This is a genomic window from Pseudovibrio sp. M1P-2-3 (genome assembly GCF_031501865.1).
GTDB classification, from domain to species: Bacteria; Pseudomonadota; Alphaproteobacteria; order Rhizobiales; family Stappiaceae; genus Pseudovibrio; species Pseudovibrio corallicola.
The window spans coordinates 2983113-3000821 of the sequence record NZ_JARRCW010000001.1 but is presented as its reverse complement, the minus strand read 5'-3'; the positions used below and the strand labels follow the sequence as shown (position 1 = coordinate 3000821).

Below are 17709 nucleotides of genomic sequence, written 5' to 3'. Positions count from 1 at the left end.
AGGTGATGGCGGCAACAATCTTCCTTAGTATGATCGTGCTCCTCCTTCTTGGATTTCCAATGATGATCCCGTTGATCGCAGGGAGCTTCATCGGTTTCTTGATGATGTTCGGTGGTTTCGGGCAAATGGAAACGATGGTCCAGCAAATGGTGGCAGGTATTCGTCCAGCATCACTCATTGCCGTTCCCATGTTCATCTTCGCTGCGGACATAATGACACGAGGACAGTCAGCAAGCCGTTTGATTGATCTGGTCATGGCATTTGTTGGCCACATGCGTGGTGGTCTTGCAATCTCAACAGCAATGGCTTGCACCATGTTTGGCGCGGTGTCCGGTTCCACTCAGGCAACTGTTGTTGCTATCGGGTCGCCACTGCGCCCACGTATGCTTAAGGCAGGTTATAAAGACAGCTTTATTCTGGCTTTGATCGTCAACGCCAGCGACATCGCGTTTTTGATCCCTCCATCAATAGGGATGATCATTTATGGCGTTGTTTCAAATACATCCATTGCTGAACTATTTATCTCCGGAATAGGGCCCGGACTGCTCATTCTAGTTCTATTCTCGACCTACAGCTACCTTTATGCTGTGCGAAATAACGTAGCGACCGAACCCAAAACAAGCTGGTCAGAGCGTTTTATGGCACTTCGTAATGCATTGTGGCCCTTGGGGTTTCCGCTGATTATAATCGGTGGCATTTATGGGGGAGTGTTCAGCCCAACTGAAGCTGCAGCTGTATGTGTCCTTTATGCTTTGGTTCTGGAAGTTTTCGTTTTCCGGTCCATGTCTTTTGCGGACGTTTACTCAACGGCTCAATCGACCGGATTGATCACCGCTGTCGTCTTTATTTTGGTTGCGGCAGGTGCAGCATTTTCATGGGTAATTTCTTTTGCGCAAGTCCCACAGGAAATTTTGAGTGCTATCGGCATCACCCATATGGGGGCGATCGGCATCCTGTTCGTTATCTCTCTGGCCTTCTTCATTGGCTGTATGTTTGTAGACCCCGTTGTAGTTATCTTGGTGCTCGTCCCTATTTTCGCGCCAGTTGTTAAGGCGGTTGGGCTGGATCCCGTTTTGGTTGGGATCATCATCACTTTGCAAGTTGCAATAGGTTCCGCTACCCCGCCATTTGGATGCGATATTTTTACTGCCATCGCAGTCTTCAAACGCCCTTATGCTGAAGTCATACGCGGTACGCCTCCGTTTATCTTCATGTTGATCGGCGTCTCTGTCGCGCTGATTTTCTTTCCGCAGATTGCTTTGTTTCTGCGTGATCTGGCCTTTTCGAAATAAGAAAGACCATTCGATGTTTAAATCCATCCTTGTTCCATTTGTTTCTGCCAGATCACCGATAAAAAATGAACTGGACGCAAGGCCTGTCAGAAAACGGATCGGTCTCGTTGTCTTGGCAACAGACCATACCAGCGAATGCGATTTTATGCGCATGTGTAATCCTGATGAGGTGGGTGTATATGCCAATCGGATTGACTACCAAAACCCGGGGACACGAAACAACCTGCTGGCGACAGGGCCAAGACTAACTGAGGCAGCTGCCCAGATTTTTCCCGGTGAAGATGTTGATGTGATTGCTTACAGCTGTACTTCAGCTTCCATCGTTATAGGTGATCGTGCAGTTGGTAAGTACTTGAATGCCGGTAAACCTAACACACCATTTGTAACGCCAAGCTCAGCCGCCCTTGATGCGTTTAAAGCATTGAATGTCAGCCGGATCAGCGTGTTAACGCCTTATTCCTCTGCGATTTCAAATGAGTTACTCCACTATTTTTCAGGTAACGGCCCAGAGATTGCCAGTGCAAATTATCTCGGAGTTGATGATGACCGCGAAATAGCGCGCCTTTGTGAAAATACTATCGTTGATGCGGCTTGTGCAGTCATGGATCCATCTGCGCAGGCACTGTTTATATCCTGTACGGGCCTTAGAGCTGCAAAGTGCATTGAAAGGATAGAGGCGCAAATTGGCAGACCAGTTGTGACCTCTAATCAAGCCATGATATGGCGCTGCCTTCAGCATCTAAACAGTGATCAGAACACCTCAGGTTTTGGACAGTTGTTTCAACACAGGGTGCATAATTGAATGTAGGAATGAGGTAGCTGAATCTTTTTCGCCAAGGTGACTACAAATACTTCTAGGGATCTAAGCTCTTATGTCTGAAATCAAAATTCTTAGTGAAACTGAGCTGCGACGGGCCATCGCTTTAGATAGAGATACGGTTGCTTGTATTGAGAATGCATTTCATCTGCTTGCAACAAAAGATGTTGTAATGCCCCCAATCCTGAGCTTTCATGTGCCAGACCACAATGGGGAAGTGGATGTAAAAACGGCCTATGTGCCCGGTATCGACAGTTTCGCGATTAAGATGAGCCTAGGTTTTTTTGACAACCCCAAAATAGGCCTGCCAAGTTTGAATGGTTTAATGACCTTGTTCGATGCAAAGACCGGCAGAGTCAAAGCCTTATTGCTGGATAATGGATACTTGACCGACATCCGCACAGCAGCGGCAGGTGCTGTTGCTGCCAAACATCTCTCCCGTGCAAACAGTGAAGCTGCTGGCATCCTTGGCAGTGGAATGCAGGCCCGTCTTCAGCTGGAAGCGCTAACTCTGGTTCGGAATATCAAACGGGCTGTTATTTGGGGGCGTGATGCAGATAAAACGGCGCAATGTGCCCATGATTGCACCAACCGCTTGGGAATTGAAGTCATAACTGGCAGTATTGATCAGGTTATGGAGCAGGCGGATATAGTCGTGACCACGACCCCCTCCCAGAAACCTCTAATCACGTCAAAAATGATAGCTCCTGGCCAGCATATTACTACAATGGGCTCGGATACAGAACTTAAAGCAGAACTCGCTCCATGTGTTATTCCCGCAACCACACTTTTCGTATGTGATCGCCTGTCTCAATCAATCAAACTTGGAGAACTACGTTCCGCTATCAAAGCGGGTACAGTTACAAAGACAACTAATTATGTTGAGCTGGGTGAAATTATTGCGGGCCAAAAACAGGGACGCCGATCGGCAGAGGATATAACCGTTTGTGATCTAACCGGAACTGGGGTGCAAGACACGGCCATAGCCACATTGGCTGAAACCCGAGCGACAGCTTTAAGCGCTGAAATACAGAGCTAAAAGGCTAGAATATTGGAGCCACCCCATGCAGCTTGATCAACGTGATCTGGACATCTTGAGAGTTCTTTCTTCTGAAGGGCGCATTACCAAATCAGCACTGGCAGATCGTATCGGATTATCTGCAACCCCCTGCTGGGATCGGTTAAGGAAATTGGAGAAAACCGGCCTTATCGAAAGCTATGGAGCGCGGATCAATCTTAAAAAACTGGGACCTCATGTTACGGTTTTTGTGGCTGCTGAAATTGCGGATCATACAGCCGCAAGTTTTTATGCATTTGAAAAAGCCATGCAAGGATATGATGAAGTTGTTTCATGCTGGGCTTTGGGTGGAGGGTTTGATTACCTGATGCAAATTGTAACGCGTGATATAGATGCGTATCAGCGTTTGATTGATGCGATGCTGGATGCAAAAATAGGACTGTCCCGCTATTTCACCTACATCGTGACGAAACCGGTTAAAGGAAATGCTGTTCCGCCGCTAGATCTACTTTTCAATGCAGATTAACAGTTGTTTCCTCTTTAACAGACAGTAAATTCGGTCACATCCTCTGTTGGAAACGGGCACAGTCCTTGGTGAAGACGGAGGATGTTGCATGTCGGAAACGGCTCTATCTGCGCGGGTAGATATAATAGACAAGGCCTTGGTACGTTCATTTTCCTATATCGATGGAAAGTGGTGTGCGGCGAAAACAGGCGATACATTTGCTGTAAATGATCCGTCGAATGGGGCCAATCTTGGCGATGTCGCAAGTCTTTGCGCAGTAGAATCGACTGGTTCCGTAACGGCGGCATATAAAGCCTTTCCTCAATGGTCGAGCCTGTTGCCACAAGAACGCGCTGCTATTTTGCGCAGGTGGTTTGAGCTTCAACTTGCCCATAAAGAAGACCTTGCGCGCATTATGGTGCTTGAGCAAGGGAAACCCTTGTCAGAGGCACGCGGTGAAATTGAGTATGGTGCGACCTTTGTCGAGTTTTATGCCGAGGAAGCTAAGCGTCCTAACATTGAGGGCGTTACCAGCCATTTAGCCGATGCCGAGGTTGAACTGTGGCGCGAACCCATTGGCGTTGCGGCCTTGATTACGCCTTGGAATTTCCCTTCGGCAATGTTGACGCGTAAAGCGGCAGCCGCTTTGGCTGCAGGTTGCACAATTGTTGCTCATCCATCTGCTGAAACACCTTACAGTGCACTTGCTTTAGCTGAATTGGCGGAGCGGGCAGGGTTTCCTGCGGGCGTTTTCAATGTGGTCACGGGCGTTGCTCCTGAGATTTTTGAACCTTGGACCCGCGACAGCCGTGTGCGGGTCTTGTCGTTTACAGGCTCAACTCCCGTGGGAAAGCTGCTTTACCGGCAGTCGGCGACAACAGTAAAACGCCTTATTTTAGAACTGGGAGGGCATGCTCCGGTGATTGTTTTTAAGGATGCAAATCTGGAAAACGCTGTCAGTGAATCTATCAAAGCCAAATTTGCCACATCTGGGCAGGACTGTCTTGGAGCGAACCGCATTTTTGTCGAACGCCCAGTTTATAAGGACTTTTGTAGGCGATTCACGCGTGCTGCAAAATCACTTTCCATCGGTTGTGGGCTAGAGGATCCGGATATCGGTCCGTTGATGAATGAAAAGGCAGTTCAAAAACAGGAAGAGCACGTTGCTGATGCAGTTGCCAAAGGTGCGAGAATTGCATGTGGAGGTGCGCGTCATCCTCTTGGCCCTTTGTTTTATGAGCCAACGGTTCTGGTGGATGTTTCTGCTGATGCCACCATTATGCGGGAAGAGAGCTTTGGGCCAGTTGCTGCGATCACTCCCTTCGATACCGAGGATGAAGTGATCTTTCGTGCAAACGACACAGAATATGGCTTGGTTGCCTATCTGCACAGTCAGGACCCCCACAAAATTTACAGAGTTAGCCGTACTCTTCAATTTGGAATGGTTGCAGTCAACCGTACGAAAGTGACCGGCGCTCCCATTCCCTTTGGAGGGACAAAGCAATCCGGCTTAGGCCGCGAAGGGGCACGGCTGGGCATGGAAGAATTCACTGAAATTAAATACGTCTGCCGCGACTGGGCATAGGAAAGGATACGTCATGCTGAGAAACGATGAACTTGCACAGTGGGATAGAGATAATTTTTTCCATCCCTCAACCCACCTTGCGCAACACGCGCGTGGTGAGACCTTAACCCGTGTGATTAAAACTGCTTCCGGCTCTTTTATTGAAGACCGTGATGGTCGAAAAATGCTGGATGCATTTGCTGGATTGTACTGTGTCAATGTGGGGTATGGCCGTCAGGAAATTGCAGAAGCCATTGCTGAGCAGGTGAGGGAACTGGCCTACTATCATTCCTATGTGGGCCATGGAACAGAAGCCTCTATCACATTGTCAAAAATAATTCTGGACCGCGCACCCAGCAATATGTCCAAAGTTTATTTCGGCTTGAGTGGGTCTGATGCCAATGAAACCAATGTCAAACTGATCTGGTATTACAACAATATTCTAGGCCGCCCCGAGAAAAAACGCATCATTTCGCGGTGGCGGGGGTATCACGGGTCGGGTCTTGTAACCGGATCGCTTACTGGTCTGGACTTATTCCATAAAAAATTCGATTTGCCGGTCGAACAGGTCATCCATACCGAAGCGCCCTATTACTTCCGCCGTGATGATCTTAACCAGAGTGAGGATCAATTTGTAGCCCATTGCGCTGCTGAGCTGGAAGCACTTATTGAACGTGAAGGCGCTGATACGATCGCGGCCTTTATCGGCGAACCTGTGCTAGGAACAGGTGGTATTGTTCCCCCGCCTGCTGGTTATTGGGCCGCTATTCAGGCGGTTTTGAAAAAGCACGACATTCTGCTTATTGCTGATGAAGTGGTGACTGGGTTTGGCCGCCTTGGTTCCATGTTTGGCTGCGATCATTACGGTATGGAAGCCGATATCATCACCATCGCAAAGGGTCTGACATCTGCTTATGCTCCGCTATCTGGCTCGATTATTTCCGATAGGGTTTGGAAAGTTCTGGAGCAAGGTACGGACGAGTATGGGCCAATCGGACACGGTTGGACTTATTCGGCGCATCCTATCGGCGCTGCCGCAGGTGTTGCTAACCTCAAGCTTCTGGATGAATTGAACCTCATTCAAAACGCAAGCTCCGTTGGTGCCTATCTCAATACCTCCATGAAAGAGGCTTTGGGTAATCACCCAAACGTGGGTGAGGTTCGCGGTGAAGGCATGCTTTGCGCAGTTGAGTTTGTCAAAGAGCGAGTTGGCCGTAAATTTTTCGATGCATCAGACAAAGTCGGGCCCCGGATCTCGGCGACGTTGCTCTCTCAAGATTCAGTGATTGCACGCGCTATGCCACAAGGAGACATTCTCGGCTTTGCCCCACCATTCTGCCTAACCCGCGAGGAAGCGGATACTGTTGTAGGGGCTACAGTTCGTGCAGTTGAAACTGTGCTGGGTTGAAGCATCAATTTAGCGAGCTGCTGGTCAGGTCAAACCGGGTCTTCTACAATTTAAGCAAGCCCAATGTGAACGTTTGGCCTGACCGACCTAAATATTTAGTCCCGTGAGGAGATGGTCTGGTTGTTTTATAAATCTGTCCGGCTCTTGTGTCCATTGTCTGGTAATGTAGTCGAAGGGTGTTATACCAACGGCACTTATAATTGACCTGTATGCGCCCAATTTCGTCTACCGATTGATGTGATTGTGTGGGGTTGTTGAATAAGCTTATTCCAAGCGGAACAGGCGGCATCGACAATTTCCTGGTAGTCTTGAAAGGTTCGGTTAGAGAGCCAGTTTTGCCGTAAGTACTGCCAAACATTTTCAACCGGGTTGAGCTCCGGAGAACGGGGTGGGAGCAGCAAGATGGTTATATTATCAGGCAACTTCAGTTTTGCCGTTGTATGCCAACCCGCTTGATCCATCAGGACCATTGCGTGCGCCCCTTTGGCGACGGTTCGGCTGATTTCTTTAAGGTGAAGCTGCATGGAATTGGTATTGGCTTTGGGCAAAACAAGTGCTGCCCCTTTGCCGTGGGCGGGGCAGATGGCCCCGAATACATAAGTTGATTGATAGCGCCCGTCGCTGGGAGCCCGTGGTCTCGTTCCTTTTTTTGCCCACCTTCTGGTGAGCCCGTTTTTTTGACCAATGCGGGCTTCGTCCTGCCACCAGATTTCCATGGATGTTTGTGAGGGCAAGCGCGCTTTTATTTCTTTAAGCCGGGCATGGAAGTTTTTTTATATGTCTCCATAACTTGCTCGTCCTGTGCCGGGTGCTGTGGCCGAACGCTGACCCGAGAAAATCCCAGAACTCTGAGGAGGCTTGAAATAGCCCTTTCGCTATAGCTGTTTAGTCCCGCGAGAAGATGGAATCAGTTTATCGTTGACACCATCTTGTAAGGAGGGGCTATGGGACAGGTATTACACGGCAGCGCCACGACTACTCACGCGGTTCGATCGGCCATCCAAAAATCGGATGCAACAATCAAAGAGCTGAGTACCCGATATAACATCAATCCCAAAACGGTTATGAAGTGGAAAAAACGTAGCAGCGTAGAAGATCAACCTATGGGCCGGAAAAATCCTCGCTCTACCGTTCTTACTGTGGCTGAAGAGGCTGCGTGTATTGCTTTTCGCAAGCACTCTTTACTCGCGCTGGATGACTGCCTTTATGCTCTGCAGGAAACGATCCCGAAGTTGACCCGCTCATCCCTCCACCGTCTATTCCAGCGCCACGGGATTTCGCGTCTGCCAGCCCCAGATAAGAACAAGACCAAAAAACCTTTCAAAGCCTATCCGATCGGTTACTTTCACATCGATATCGCGGAGGTGCGAACTGCGGAAGGCAAGCTTTATTTGTTCGTTGCCATTGATAGAACGTCGAAGTTTGCCTTTGTGGAACTGCATGAGAAAGCCACCAGAAGGATTGCTGGCAACTTTCTTCGCAACCTCATCATGACTGTACCTTATAAAGTCCACACCGTGCTGACCTACAACGGGACCCATTTCACCGATCCCAAAGGCGACAGTTGGAATGCTCAGGACGTGAAGCGTATGCTCGCGACCGGTCAGCGGTTTCGATGCCATGCTTTTGTTCTGGCCTGCGCTCAAAATGATATTGACCACCGGCTAACGAAACCGGCCCATCCCTGGACCAACGGTCAGGTCGAACGTATGAACCGCACCATCAAAGAGGCCACGGTTCGACGCTATTATTACCAGACACACAACCTGCTGCGCACTCATCTGGAAACGTTCATACAGGCTTATAACTTCGCCAAACGCCTCAAGGCTCTCAAAGGACAAACACCCTTTGAATACATTACCAAACAATGGACAAACGAGCCGGACAGGTTCATAAAACAGCCTAACCATCTCCTCGCGGGACTTAACATATAGCTGACCCCAAACTTCTGCTCGATCACACCTTGCAGATCCCGCCGACGCCAGCGAATTACGCCGTGTTGTTGTAAATCAGGCCCAGCCTCAACCAGATCTGCAAATTCAGCCATTTGCTCTTTATTTAACCACCGGACACGGCCCGGGCTCTTACGATTGTACAGGCCGTGCGGCCCTTCTGCGTTAAACCGATGCACCCAGTCTCGCAGTGTTTGGCGGTCCATGCCGCCCATGCGTGCCGCCTCCAAGCGCGACAACCCATCATAAACAGCAGCAAGAGCAAGAAGGCGGCGGCTCTGCCTGACATCCTTACTTTGACAAGCAAGAGTTCGTAACGAAGAAGCATCATAGTCTCGGCGCAATGGGATCGCTGACATTGGGAATCTCCTTTCCCAATGTTGAATCACAATTCAAGTGATTTGGGAATCCTCATCCCGAGTCAAAAACAGGTGCCGTTGGTATGACAGCGCAACAACTGGCCTGTGGCGAGCAAATGTTGAACCTCACTGGCGTTCCAACTGTACCCTTTGGGGTCGGTGAACTGGGTGCCGTTATCGGTCAGTACGGTATGGATCTTGTAGGAAACCGCTTCAATCAGGGCCCGCAGAAAGATACTGGCAATCCTTCTGGTGGTTTTTTCAAAGAGTTTGACAAAGGCGAATTTTGATGTCGGGTCAATGGCAACGAACAAATAGAGCTTGCCTTCTTGTGTACGAACCTCTGCAATATCAATATGAAAGTAACCAATTGGATAGGCTTTGAAGCGTTTCTTGCTTCCTTTCAGATCCGGCGGTGGCAGGCGCGAAATCCCATGGCGCTGGAATAAGCGATGCAGGGACGAGCGGGTCAGATGCGAGATCGTTTCCTGCATGGCGTAAAGGCAATCATCGAGTGGCAATAAAGAGTGCTTGCGAAAAGCGACACACGCCGCTTCCTCTGCCACGGTCAGGACTGTGGAACGGGGATTCTTCCACGCTATTGCGACGTTTCCACTTCATCACCGTTTTGGGATTGATGTTATAGCGCCGGCTCAATTCTTTGATGGTTGCATCCGATTTTTGTATGGCGGATCGAACCGCGTGAGTGGTCGTGGCGCTGCCGTGTAATACCTGTCCCATAGCCTCTCCTTACAAGATGGCGTCAATGTTAAACTGATTCCACCTTCTCTTAGGACTAAACACGCTTTAATTTTGGCAAAAGCATTTCAATCGGGTTGAAGTCTGGAGAGTATGCGGGCAGGAAGCGCAGTTGTGCGCCTTTGGCCTCAATAGCGTTTCGTGCTTTAGCGTTTTTGTGAACATTTAAGTTATCGCAGATGACAATATCTCCCGCTTTGAGAGTTGGGACAAGGGCCTGCTTTACTCAGGCCGCAAATGCCAAGCCATGCATGGGGCCTGACAGGAGCATCGGGGCATCAATGCGCCCTAGACGCAGGCCGGCGATAAAACTGTTGTTCTGCCAATGCCCATAGGGCACTGACCCGAAACAGGGCTGCCCGCGTGTCGAACGCCCCTGCAAGCGGGTCATTTTTGTATCAAAGCCGCTTTCACCAATGAAAACCAGCGATCTCCAGTCAAGAGTTTTCATTGCACCCTGCCACTCTTCGCGGGTTTTCGTGATATCTTCACGGGTTCGCTCTCTGGCAATAAGTGTCTTTTTCGCGTTAAGCCGTGCCGGGACAGCAAATTGCTCAGGGCACTTTGTGAGGCTGAACTCCCTTTAGCCGCTAAGATACTCACCAGCTCATGTAAAAAGATATCTGGTTGGGAGCGAATACACGAGACAATGAAGGATGCATGCCTTTCAAGGGAGGCGGAGCGGTGGTCCCCACCCATTGGCAGGGCTTCACAGCGGTTCTCCCTGCGCCAGATCCATGCCCAACGTGTAGCCGTAGAGTGAGCAATCATTAGCCTACGTCCCGCTGCATTTGCTGACATCCCCGTATCCAAAAGAATAATAAATCGTTTCCGTAAGTCTCGTGAATATGGCTTCCCCTTTCATACCGACCTCCCTAAACGGCTGGTTGATTGAAACAGAAAAAAAACAGAAAGGGAATCCTACGACTCAAGCTGAAACACAATGACTCTAAATCGCAAGGGATCCAGATCCGGCATATCCAGCCAGGAAAGCCGGATCAAAATGCCTATGTGGAGCGCTATAACAGAACAGTCAGGCAGGAGTGGCTGGATCAAAACTGCTTTGAGACCATCGAGCAGGCTCAAAGAGAAGCCACAAACTGGCTCTGGACATATAACAACGAATGGCCAAATATGGCCTTTGGCGGCATCACACCCGTTACAAAACTAAGACTGGCAGCACTATCTCTACTGCAAAATTCCTCCAATAATGGGGGGATTATCAGGGCTACTCACAATCAACATCCTCCTCCCTCGCAGGAACACATTCGCTCAATGGAAAAGCGCTGCCATGATTGATACCTGAAGTGTGACCACAAGAGGTTATCGCCGTCGGACTCAAGTTAATGCGTCAATACCATTTTCACAGCCCAGCATAGAACCGTTCGTACATGTCAGGAAAGACCTTCTGGAAGTATTCTAGCTGCTCCGGCCTTTGTTGGATTTTATCGATCCTCGTCTGCGTCGCCTTCGGCCTGAATTGGCCGCTGATGTCCTCGATGTTGTCGAAGCCGACGAACTCCTGAATACGAGCCCAGATCGACGAATCCACTGCCATCTCGTTCAGGTTGATCTCCATATATGAATCTCCGCCATAGGCGCGCCCCAACCGACACGTCATATCGAACAACTCTTGCCATTTCTTGAGCGCGTGGGTGAAATTGTTCTTCCATCCCCTTTGTAAATAGGAATTGGCTACCGAAATACCGTCCCGGTACATGTGAATGAATTTAGCAGAGGGATAGAGTTTGAGGAGTTCCGGAATATAAAGCCCATTGACGGGCGTGTCGTCTACGATGTAGCGCGCGCCACTGCGCTCTAGGTTAGGCAATAACAAACTATCCAGGAATTCCCTGACGTGAGGGATGTTCTTCTCGCCCGCGCCCTCTCCATCGTGGCCTACGCGATCCAATAGTCGATCAACTAGGGCCTCATACGAGTTCTCGTCCGGCAGGTTAAGCTCAGCCAGTTCGTCCGGACGGAATCGGGCCAAGAGATATTGTCTCAGTCTTTTCATCCTCAAAGTCCTGTTCGCAGCAATCTCCTCCAAGAGGATGTAAAGGCCGTTGTTGCCAGTGGATTGTCCGAGCAGCCGCATCTCAAAGCTCACGCCGTCACATTCCGAATGGCTCTTCAGGCAGGTCCCTGTGATCGTGGTGCCGGAACGACCTGTCCCCACGACAAATATCATGTTGTAATCATTCACGTCCGTCCCTCAACTCTCATTGTTAGGCCCCTTGTCCTCGCCGTAAATCAGGGGAAGAGTGCCTGTAATTTATGCACCATTAAAGTCTTTCAGACTGCGTACGGCATATGAAAATTTGTAAAACTGTTCAATATACAACTTCCAATTTAATTATTGGATATTTTTACGCTGCGGGGTGTAGAGACCCTTTCAATCTGGCAGGTCTTAATACGAAACCGGATTACACTGACATCTTCGAATTGGATTACTGTGAATTGTTCAACTCACGCTCACCCATCCCATGTCCACTCATCCTCACATCGTTTTGCAGGGAGAGTGACATTCTTGAATTGCTCATGGGTGACATTTTAGCTTTGCGCGTACAATGCTGCAACCACTTAGAAATGGACTGACCTGGAAAAATGGAGGGACCTCTTCTTCTGTGGTTGCCGCCCGTAATGCAAGAAGTTTTGCCTGTTCAGACATGTGATCGAGTACAGTCTTCTGTCAGGCCTTTACTTGCAGCCCTTCCAGAAGCTGCTGGCCGGTATGGTGATCTGCGGAACGTTTCCAAATCTGTTAGGCGAGTTGTAATACCAACGGCATTTATGATTGACCTACACTAGCCCAGTTTCTGTAGCCGATTGATGTGATTGTGTGGGGTTGTTGAACAAGCTTGTTCCAAGCGTTACAGGTAGCATCGACAATTTCCTGATAGTTTTCAAAGCTTCGATTAGAAAGCCAGTTTTGCTGTTGTATGCCAACCCGCCTGATCCATCAGGACCACCGCGTGTGCCCTTTTGGCGATGTTTCGGCTGATCTCTTCCAGATGTAACTGCATGGCACTTGTATTGGCTTTGGGCAAAACAAGTGCTGCCCCTTTGCCGTGGGCGGGGCAGATGGCCCCGAATACATAAGTTGATTGATAGCGCCCGTCGCTGGGAGCCCGTGGTCTCGTTCCTTTTTTTGCCCACCTTCTGGTGAGCCCATTTTTTTGACCAATGCGGGCTTCGTCCTGCCACCAGATTTCCATGGATGTTTGTGAGGGCAAGCGCACTTTTATTTCTTTAAGCCGGGCATGGAAGTTTTTTTATATGTCTCCATAACTTGCTCGTCCTGTGCCGGGTGCTGTGGCCGAACGCTGACCCGAGAAAATCCCAGAACTCTGAGGAGGCTTGAAATAGCCCTTTCGCTATAGCTGACCCCAAACTTCTGCTCGATCACACCTTGCAGATCCCGCCGACGCCAGCGAATTACGCCGTGTTGTTGTAAATCAGGCCCAGCCTCAACCAGATCTGCAAATTCAGCCATTTGCTCTTTATTTAACCACCGGACACGGCCCGGGCTCTTACGATTGTACAGGCCGTGCGGCCCTTCTGCGTTAAACCGACGCACCCAGTCTCGCAGTGTTTGGCGGTCCATGCCGCCCATGCGTGCCGCCTCCAAGCGCGACAACCCATCATAAACAGCAGCAAGAGCAAGAAGGCGGCGGCTCTGCCTGACATCCTTACTTTGACAAGCAAGAGTTCGTAACGAAGAAGCATCATAGTCTCGGCGCAATGGGATCGCTGACATTGGGAATCTCCTTTCCCAATGTTGAATCACAATTCAAGTGATTTGGGAATCCTCATCCCGAGTCAAAAACAGGTGCCGTTGGTATAATGTGAGTAGAGTTGCTTCACGCTGCTGATTACCGCCCCCATATCCCTAAAATCTGATCCTGAGCGTGCCATTGAGACCATTGTCGATGGCATTGTCACTGAACAGGCCGTCATAGGTGAGGCTAGCGCGGATGGTGTCGGTGAGGTTGAGGGAAAGTCCGGCACCTAAGTGGGCGGTGTTACGCGAAAGGGCAATCCCTTTAACATGAGAGCTATAACTCTGACCCCATAAGGTATTGCGGGTTTTGGCGGTGTCATCACCGAACAGATGCTGCCACGCAGCGCCCAATTTGAGGGAGAAGGTGTAGCCGGACAGCTGAAAATCCTTTTCGATCCTGCCGCCGATGTTGGAGAAGTACACCGTTTCCGTCTCTGGGGACACCTGAAGGGCAGCGTCGCCGCCGTCCTCCTGAAACGAGGTGGCGGTCTGCGCCACAAAGGCGCCGCCAGCAAATGGCGTCAGCTTGGCAAAGGCAGTCTCGAAAGTATGGGCGGCCTGCCCGAACAGCTGCAGGGTGCCGGTGGTGTAATTGCCGCCGGGGTCATCATAAAAATTACCATAGGCCATGGTGCGGCCCGTATCCACAAAGCCGAGCGAATAGGCAGCCCCTAGGTGTAGATCGGCCCACGCGCCCTGCACCGTACTATAGGAACCTAAGTGGAGAGAGTTGGCATGGGCAGTCGAACTGCGGTGGCGGGCGTCATAACTGGCGTAGCTGTACCCGGCCAGCAGGCCCACCCGCAGCTGTGCGGCGACCTGTCCATCAACGCCGGTGAAAAAGCCGCCAGTACTGCGTGAAAGGGCGGCAGCGTTGCCGGTGCCGTCCCAGTCAGCCCACGCGCCAAAGCCTTGTGCCCAGCTGTAGCGGTCCTTGTCGGGGACCTGCTGCGCCAACACCGCTTCGCGCAGAAAGCGGCTGTCCTCCAGCATCACGCTGGTGATTGAGGCATAAATGTCCCCGCCCAACAGGTCCAGTGCCCGGCGGGTATCAGATGGGCCTAAAAACATCAGCCCGGAATAAACCGGCGAGTAAGTGGCGATCAGCTCTGTCACACTGGCGCCAGCCCTGGCAGCAGCCAATTGGTCGTCCAAGGACTGCAGCCGCAGTGCGTCCACGGCTTCGGCCATTTCGTTCTGGTTATAAGTCTGCGCCACGCTGGCCACCGCAGCTTGGGTATTGGCGACGGTCAACACAACGGTGTTATTGGTTGACACCGTTAGTGTGGGAACAAGGTAGCTGGGATAGTTGCCATTGGTAACCGCGCTTACGGTTCCAGACAGAGCGCCAGCCTGCAAGATGTCATAGCTGGTGGACTTGGCATAGGGCTCACTTTGGTTGGCAAACAAAACCACGCTGGAGGTGTCAGAGAGGGTAGCGGTGCCCCCCACGTCGATAAAGTCACTGTCACCGGTGCCAATGATGTGCACATTATAGAGTGCGCCGCCGCCGCTCGCCCCCAAAATCAGATCACCGGCAACTGTGAGCTGGCCAATTGTGCCAAAATCATCCCCCGGTGCCGCTTGTGAACCCGCTTCAAAAGTAACAGAGCCGACAGTTCCAGATCCCCCTAGGTAGCCTCCATTGCCTACCGTAAAGTCTCCATTGGCGGTGCCGTTTGCAAACAGCCACACTCCGCCATCACCGCTGTTTGGCTTAATCGTCGTAATTACATTGCTCCCCCAGTTTCCGGTCATCTGCATATTGCCCGCCTCCATGTTGACTGTGCCGGTTCCGGTAATATTAGAGCTAAAAACAAGGGCATTATTAGCAGGCGCTGTATGGTTGAAAGTCAGCGAGGCGGTTCCAGATCCCATATCCACCGTGTCGGCTGTAATGCGCCCTGCAGTTACAGCTGTATCCCCCGTTGCCGCTCCAATGTTAAGTACACCAATGCTGCCAGATTTTTGCGCCAGATATATCGTTTTTTCGTCTTCAGAAACCTCCACATTCGCATCGAAGGCTACGGTCAGAGTTCCTGTCCCGTTCTCGCCAATAATCAGCGCCTCCTCGTTGTTCCAGGTGGAACCATTCCCACTTACTAGAACCTCACCAGTGCCGCTTATTTGCGAACCGATATGTCCATTGTAATTTTCTACATGTGCACCGCCGGTTATAGATAGGGTCCCAGTGCCATAGTCACCCACTGTCAGGTCTGACACCATGGTCCACTGACTGCCGGAACCTGAAAGGTTTACAGTTCCTGTACTGGCACTTTGAGCCCCAATGGATCCGTCATTACTGTTAATTTTGCCATCGGTATTTATGTTTACTGTGCCATCTCCCTGGTAGCCAACAACGAGGGTTTTGCTTTTTATATCTATTGACCCCGTCTCGGTAACATTCAAAGTCCCGGTAGCGTCTGCCCCATAGCCAACATAGATTTCAGTGTCTCCGCCCCCCGCATTCGCCCCCGCGGTCACATTGACAATTCCGGTTCCCTCATAGCCTGCGTAAAGTGCTGTACGGGCGTTATGACTGGCACCGGAAATGGTAAAAGTACTATTTGAACCTGCCGTATAACCAATATAGGAGTTGTCATTGCTGAAGTCGGCCCCGCCCGTTACAATAAGTTCTCCCCCAACTCCTTGCAGATCTCCTGTATAATTTGAAGAAGTCCCAACAAGGTTTGTTGTACCGCTGTAAACCTGCACACTGCCGGTTCCCGTGCCACTTTGCGTAATTGCGGGGGTAAAGATGTAGCTGGACGCGCTATGATTAAACACGATTGACGCCTCACCATTAGCCAGCTGTATGCTACTAGCAATGAGAGACCCGGGGGAAATCGCGTCCTCCCCCTCCTCGCTACCTATAATGATAGAGCCCGTTGAATTACTATTGGCGGCCAGATGGAGTGTGCCAGTTCCGCTTTCAGTAATATAAGACCCATTTGCTTGAAGGATCAGACTGGCGCTTCCATCAATTCCAAGGCTGGTACCGCTACTTACTATAAATGTTGAGCCTGATCCTGTTACTGTTAGCGTTCCAGTTCCACCTGCTTGATCTCCTACTTTTACACCGCCATTGGCTGTGGTATTTGCCCCGCCCTCTACAAGAAGGGTACCCGTACCTGCATTTCCAATAATGAGGCTGTCTGAGTCAATTCTCCAAAGTGCCCCGCCACTGATCCCGGCGTTTCCAGTGGAAGTGGATTGATCACCGATGCTAGCCCCCTTACTGGAAACTTCGGCGCTTTCTTCAACATAGAAGGTACCACTACCGTTGTTTCCTACGTATAAAGTTTTTTGGTTGTCCCACCTAGTATCGGCTCCAGTAATGGTCGCCGTTCCTGTTCCATCCTCAGACAGTCCCAGAGAACTGGAATCTTCTGAAGTCGCCGTCGCACCAGAAGACATATTCCATATACCAGTACCACTATCCCCAATCTGCGTGGTCCCAGTTGCTGTATATGTTGTGTTTTCTCCTGTAAGGTTCATTGTTCCACTTGCAGGCGAAACATCTGAACCCAGTGTTAGGGAGACCACAGAAAGCACCCCGCCACTTGTCACGTTCACGGTTCCAACGCCAGCCTCACCAACGGTTGTGGTGCCCGAAGAGGTCAGGGTGGTGCCATTTACACTGACATTAATTACCCCAGTGTCATCTGCATCTACGGAAACCTCAATGTTATCATAGGGGTGAGTGGCTCCGTCCTTAAATGTTACAGATTGCCCCGAGGGTGTACCAATGATTAAATCATTGCCCAAGGATGTGGAGTTTGATGCGACTATACTTCCAATAGCCAAAATTGCATGAAGTACTTTCAAATTAATCTTGTTATATGATGGACGTATATAGATCATTTTAGCATTGTCCATGTATATGTAATTTTATATAAAGTATATATTGTAGTTAATATTTAAATAAAATAATAATAACTGTAATGTGTATTTATATTGCTGTGTGTTTTATTGAATTTGTGCGCATTAAATATTCATTAATACACAAAATTAATTGAAGGGAGCGGGGAGGTAGGTAGTCGTCTGTGAAAGAGTAGTCCCCAAAACCTGATCCTGAATGTGCCATTAAGGTCATTGTCGGTGGTATTGTCACTGAACAGGTCGTGTGGCCACTAGGATCCGCAGGTTCTGGGAACTCGCACAAGCCTCCATCGCGACAAGACAAGTTGGAAGCTTACTCAAAGCCTTCAAAAAACCCGCACGAGAAACCTTCTTTGAAAACACGACATG

General features: G+C 50.1%; 10 protein-coding genes and 7 pseudogenes. 8 read left to right on the top strand and 9 right to left on the bottom strand.

The annotated features are described in order from the left end of the window. Positions 1-5 precede the first annotated feature (5 nt). The 6 genes from P6574_RS12970 (at position 6) to P6574_RS12945 (ending at position 6604) form a co-directional block, all read left to right on the top strand. Positions 6-1292, top strand: coding sequence for a TRAP transporter large permease (locus P6574_RS12970; protein ID WP_310620690.1), 1287 nt, complete (start codon positions 6-8; stop codon positions 1290-1292). 13 nt (positions 1293-1305) lie between these two features. Then, positions 1306-2094, top strand: coding sequence for an ectoine utilization protein EutA (eutA, locus tag P6574_RS12965; RefSeq protein WP_310620689.1), 789 nt, complete (start codon positions 1306-1308; stop codon positions 2092-2094). Positions 2095-2164: 70 nt separating this feature from the next. Next, the gene (locus P6574_RS12960; protein WP_310620688.1) at positions 2165-3148 is read left to right on the top strand and encodes a cyclodeaminase; all 984 of its coding nucleotides are present in this window, start codon (positions 2165-2167) and stop codon (positions 3146-3148) included. Between the two features lie 25 nt (positions 3149-3173). Further along, positions 3174-3653, top strand: coding sequence for an Lrp/AsnC family transcriptional regulator (locus tag P6574_RS12955; RefSeq protein ID WP_310620687.1), 480 nt, complete (start codon positions 3174-3176; stop codon positions 3651-3653). Positions 3654-3741: 88 nt separating this feature from the next. Then, positions 3742-5217 carry an NAD-dependent succinate-semialdehyde dehydrogenase gene (locus P6574_RS12950; protein WP_310620686.1) on the top strand — a complete coding sequence of 492 codons (1476 nt, stop codon included), beginning with the start codon at positions 3742-3744 and terminating at the stop codon, positions 5215-5217. Positions 5218-5230: 13 nt separating this feature from the next. After that, the gene (locus P6574_RS12945) at positions 5231-6604 is read left to right on the top strand and encodes an aspartate aminotransferase family protein (protein WP_310620685.1); all 1374 of its coding nucleotides are present in this window, start codon (positions 5231-5233) and stop codon (positions 6602-6604) included. Between the two features lie 194 nt (positions 6605-6798). On the opposite strand, the pseudogene P6574_RS12940 reads toward P6574_RS12945, so the two are convergent. After that, positions 6799-7484 (bottom strand): annotated as a pseudogene (locus P6574_RS12940) (IS630 family transposase); the annotation flags it as partial. A gap of 64 nt (positions 7485-7548) precedes the next feature. Here P6574_RS12940 and P6574_RS12935 point away from each other — a divergent pair. Further along, complete coding sequence (locus tag P6574_RS12935; protein ID WP_310620684.1) at positions 7549-8538, top strand: IS481 family transposase; 990 nt, start codon at positions 7549-7551, stop codon at positions 8536-8538. Here the strand turns inward: P6574_RS12935 and P6574_RS12930 are convergent. From P6574_RS12930 to P6574_RS22130, 5 genes and pseudogenes are all read right to left on the bottom strand, one after another. Then, positions 8535-8915: pseudogene (locus P6574_RS12930) on the bottom strand (helix-turn-helix domain-containing protein); the annotation flags it as partial. The gene P6574_RS12935 and the pseudogene P6574_RS12930 overlap by 4 nt on opposite strands. 155 nt (positions 8916-9070) lie before the next feature. Further along, positions 9071-9656, bottom strand: a pseudogene (locus P6574_RS12925) (DDE-type integrase/transposase/recombinase); the annotation flags it as partial. A 64-nt stretch (positions 9657-9720) separates the two neighbouring features. After that, positions 9721-9900 (bottom strand): annotated as a pseudogene (locus P6574_RS22135) (transposase); the annotation flags it as partial. After that, positions 9901-10125, bottom strand: coding sequence for a hypothetical protein (locus tag P6574_RS12920; protein WP_310620683.1), 225 nt, complete (start codon positions 10123-10125; stop codon positions 9901-9903). It lies immediately after the preceding pseudogene. After that, positions 10122-10511, bottom strand: a pseudogene (locus P6574_RS22130) (hypothetical protein); the annotation flags it as partial. The pseudogene P6574_RS22130 and the gene P6574_RS12920, both read right to left, overlap by 4 nt. Positions 10512-10634: 123 nt before the next feature. Between P6574_RS22130 and P6574_RS12915 the strand changes: the two are divergent. Next, positions 10635-10856 (top strand): annotated as a pseudogene (locus tag P6574_RS12915) (integrase core domain-containing protein); the annotation flags it as partial. A gap of 181 nt (positions 10857-11037) precedes the next feature. Here P6574_RS12915 and P6574_RS12910 read toward each other — a convergent pair. The 3 genes and pseudogenes from P6574_RS12910 to P6574_RS12900 all read right to left on the bottom strand — a co-directional run bounded on the left by P6574_RS12910 (position 11038) and on the right by P6574_RS12900 (position 17337). Next, entirely contained in the window at positions 11038-11880 is an 843-nt protein-coding gene (locus P6574_RS12910; protein WP_310620682.1) for a sulfotransferase, read from the bottom strand. Between the two features lie 585 nt (positions 11881-12465). Continuing rightward, positions 12466-13434 (bottom strand): annotated as a pseudogene (locus tag P6574_RS12905) (IS630 family transposase). Positions 13435-13566: 132 nt separating this feature from the next. Beyond that, entirely contained in the window at positions 13567-17337 is a 3771-nt protein-coding gene (locus P6574_RS12900; protein WP_310620681.1) for an autotransporter domain-containing protein, read from the bottom strand. Positions 17338-17709: the final 372 nt, after the last annotated feature.

Bases quoted from the DNA above. Each gene is read 5' to 3' on its own strand.
- P6574_RS12900 (WP_310620681.1), bottom strand. From the start codon at position 17,337: ATGGACAATGCTAAAATGATCTATATACGTCCATCATATAACAAGATT.
- P6574_RS12920 (WP_310620683.1), bottom strand. From the start codon at position 10,125: ATGAAAACTCTTGACTGGAGATCGCTGGTTTTCATTGGTGAAAGCGGC.
- P6574_RS12950 (WP_310620686.1), top strand. From the start codon at position 3,742: ATGTCGGAAACGGCTCTATCTGCGCGGGTAGATATAATAGACAAGGCC.
- P6574_RS12960 (WP_310620688.1), top strand. From the start codon at position 2,165: ATGTCTGAAATCAAAATTCTTAGTGAAACTGAGCTGCGACGGGCCATC.
- P6574_RS12970 (WP_310620690.1), top strand. From the start codon at position 6: ATGGCGGCAACAATCTTCCTTAGTATGATCGTGCTCCTCCTTCTTGGA.
- P6574_RS12935 (WP_310620684.1), top strand. From the start codon at position 7,549: ATGGGACAGGTATTACACGGCAGCGCCACGACTACTCACGCGGTTCGA.
- eutA (WP_310620689.1), top strand. From the start codon at position 1,306: ATGTTTAAATCCATCCTTGTTCCATTTGTTTCTGCCAGATCACCGATA.
- P6574_RS12945 (WP_310620685.1), top strand. From the start codon at position 5,231: ATGCTGAGAAACGATGAACTTGCACAGTGGGATAGAGATAATTTTTTC.
- P6574_RS12955 (WP_310620687.1), top strand. From the start codon at position 3,174: ATGCAGCTTGATCAACGTGATCTGGACATCTTGAGAGTTCTTTCTTCT.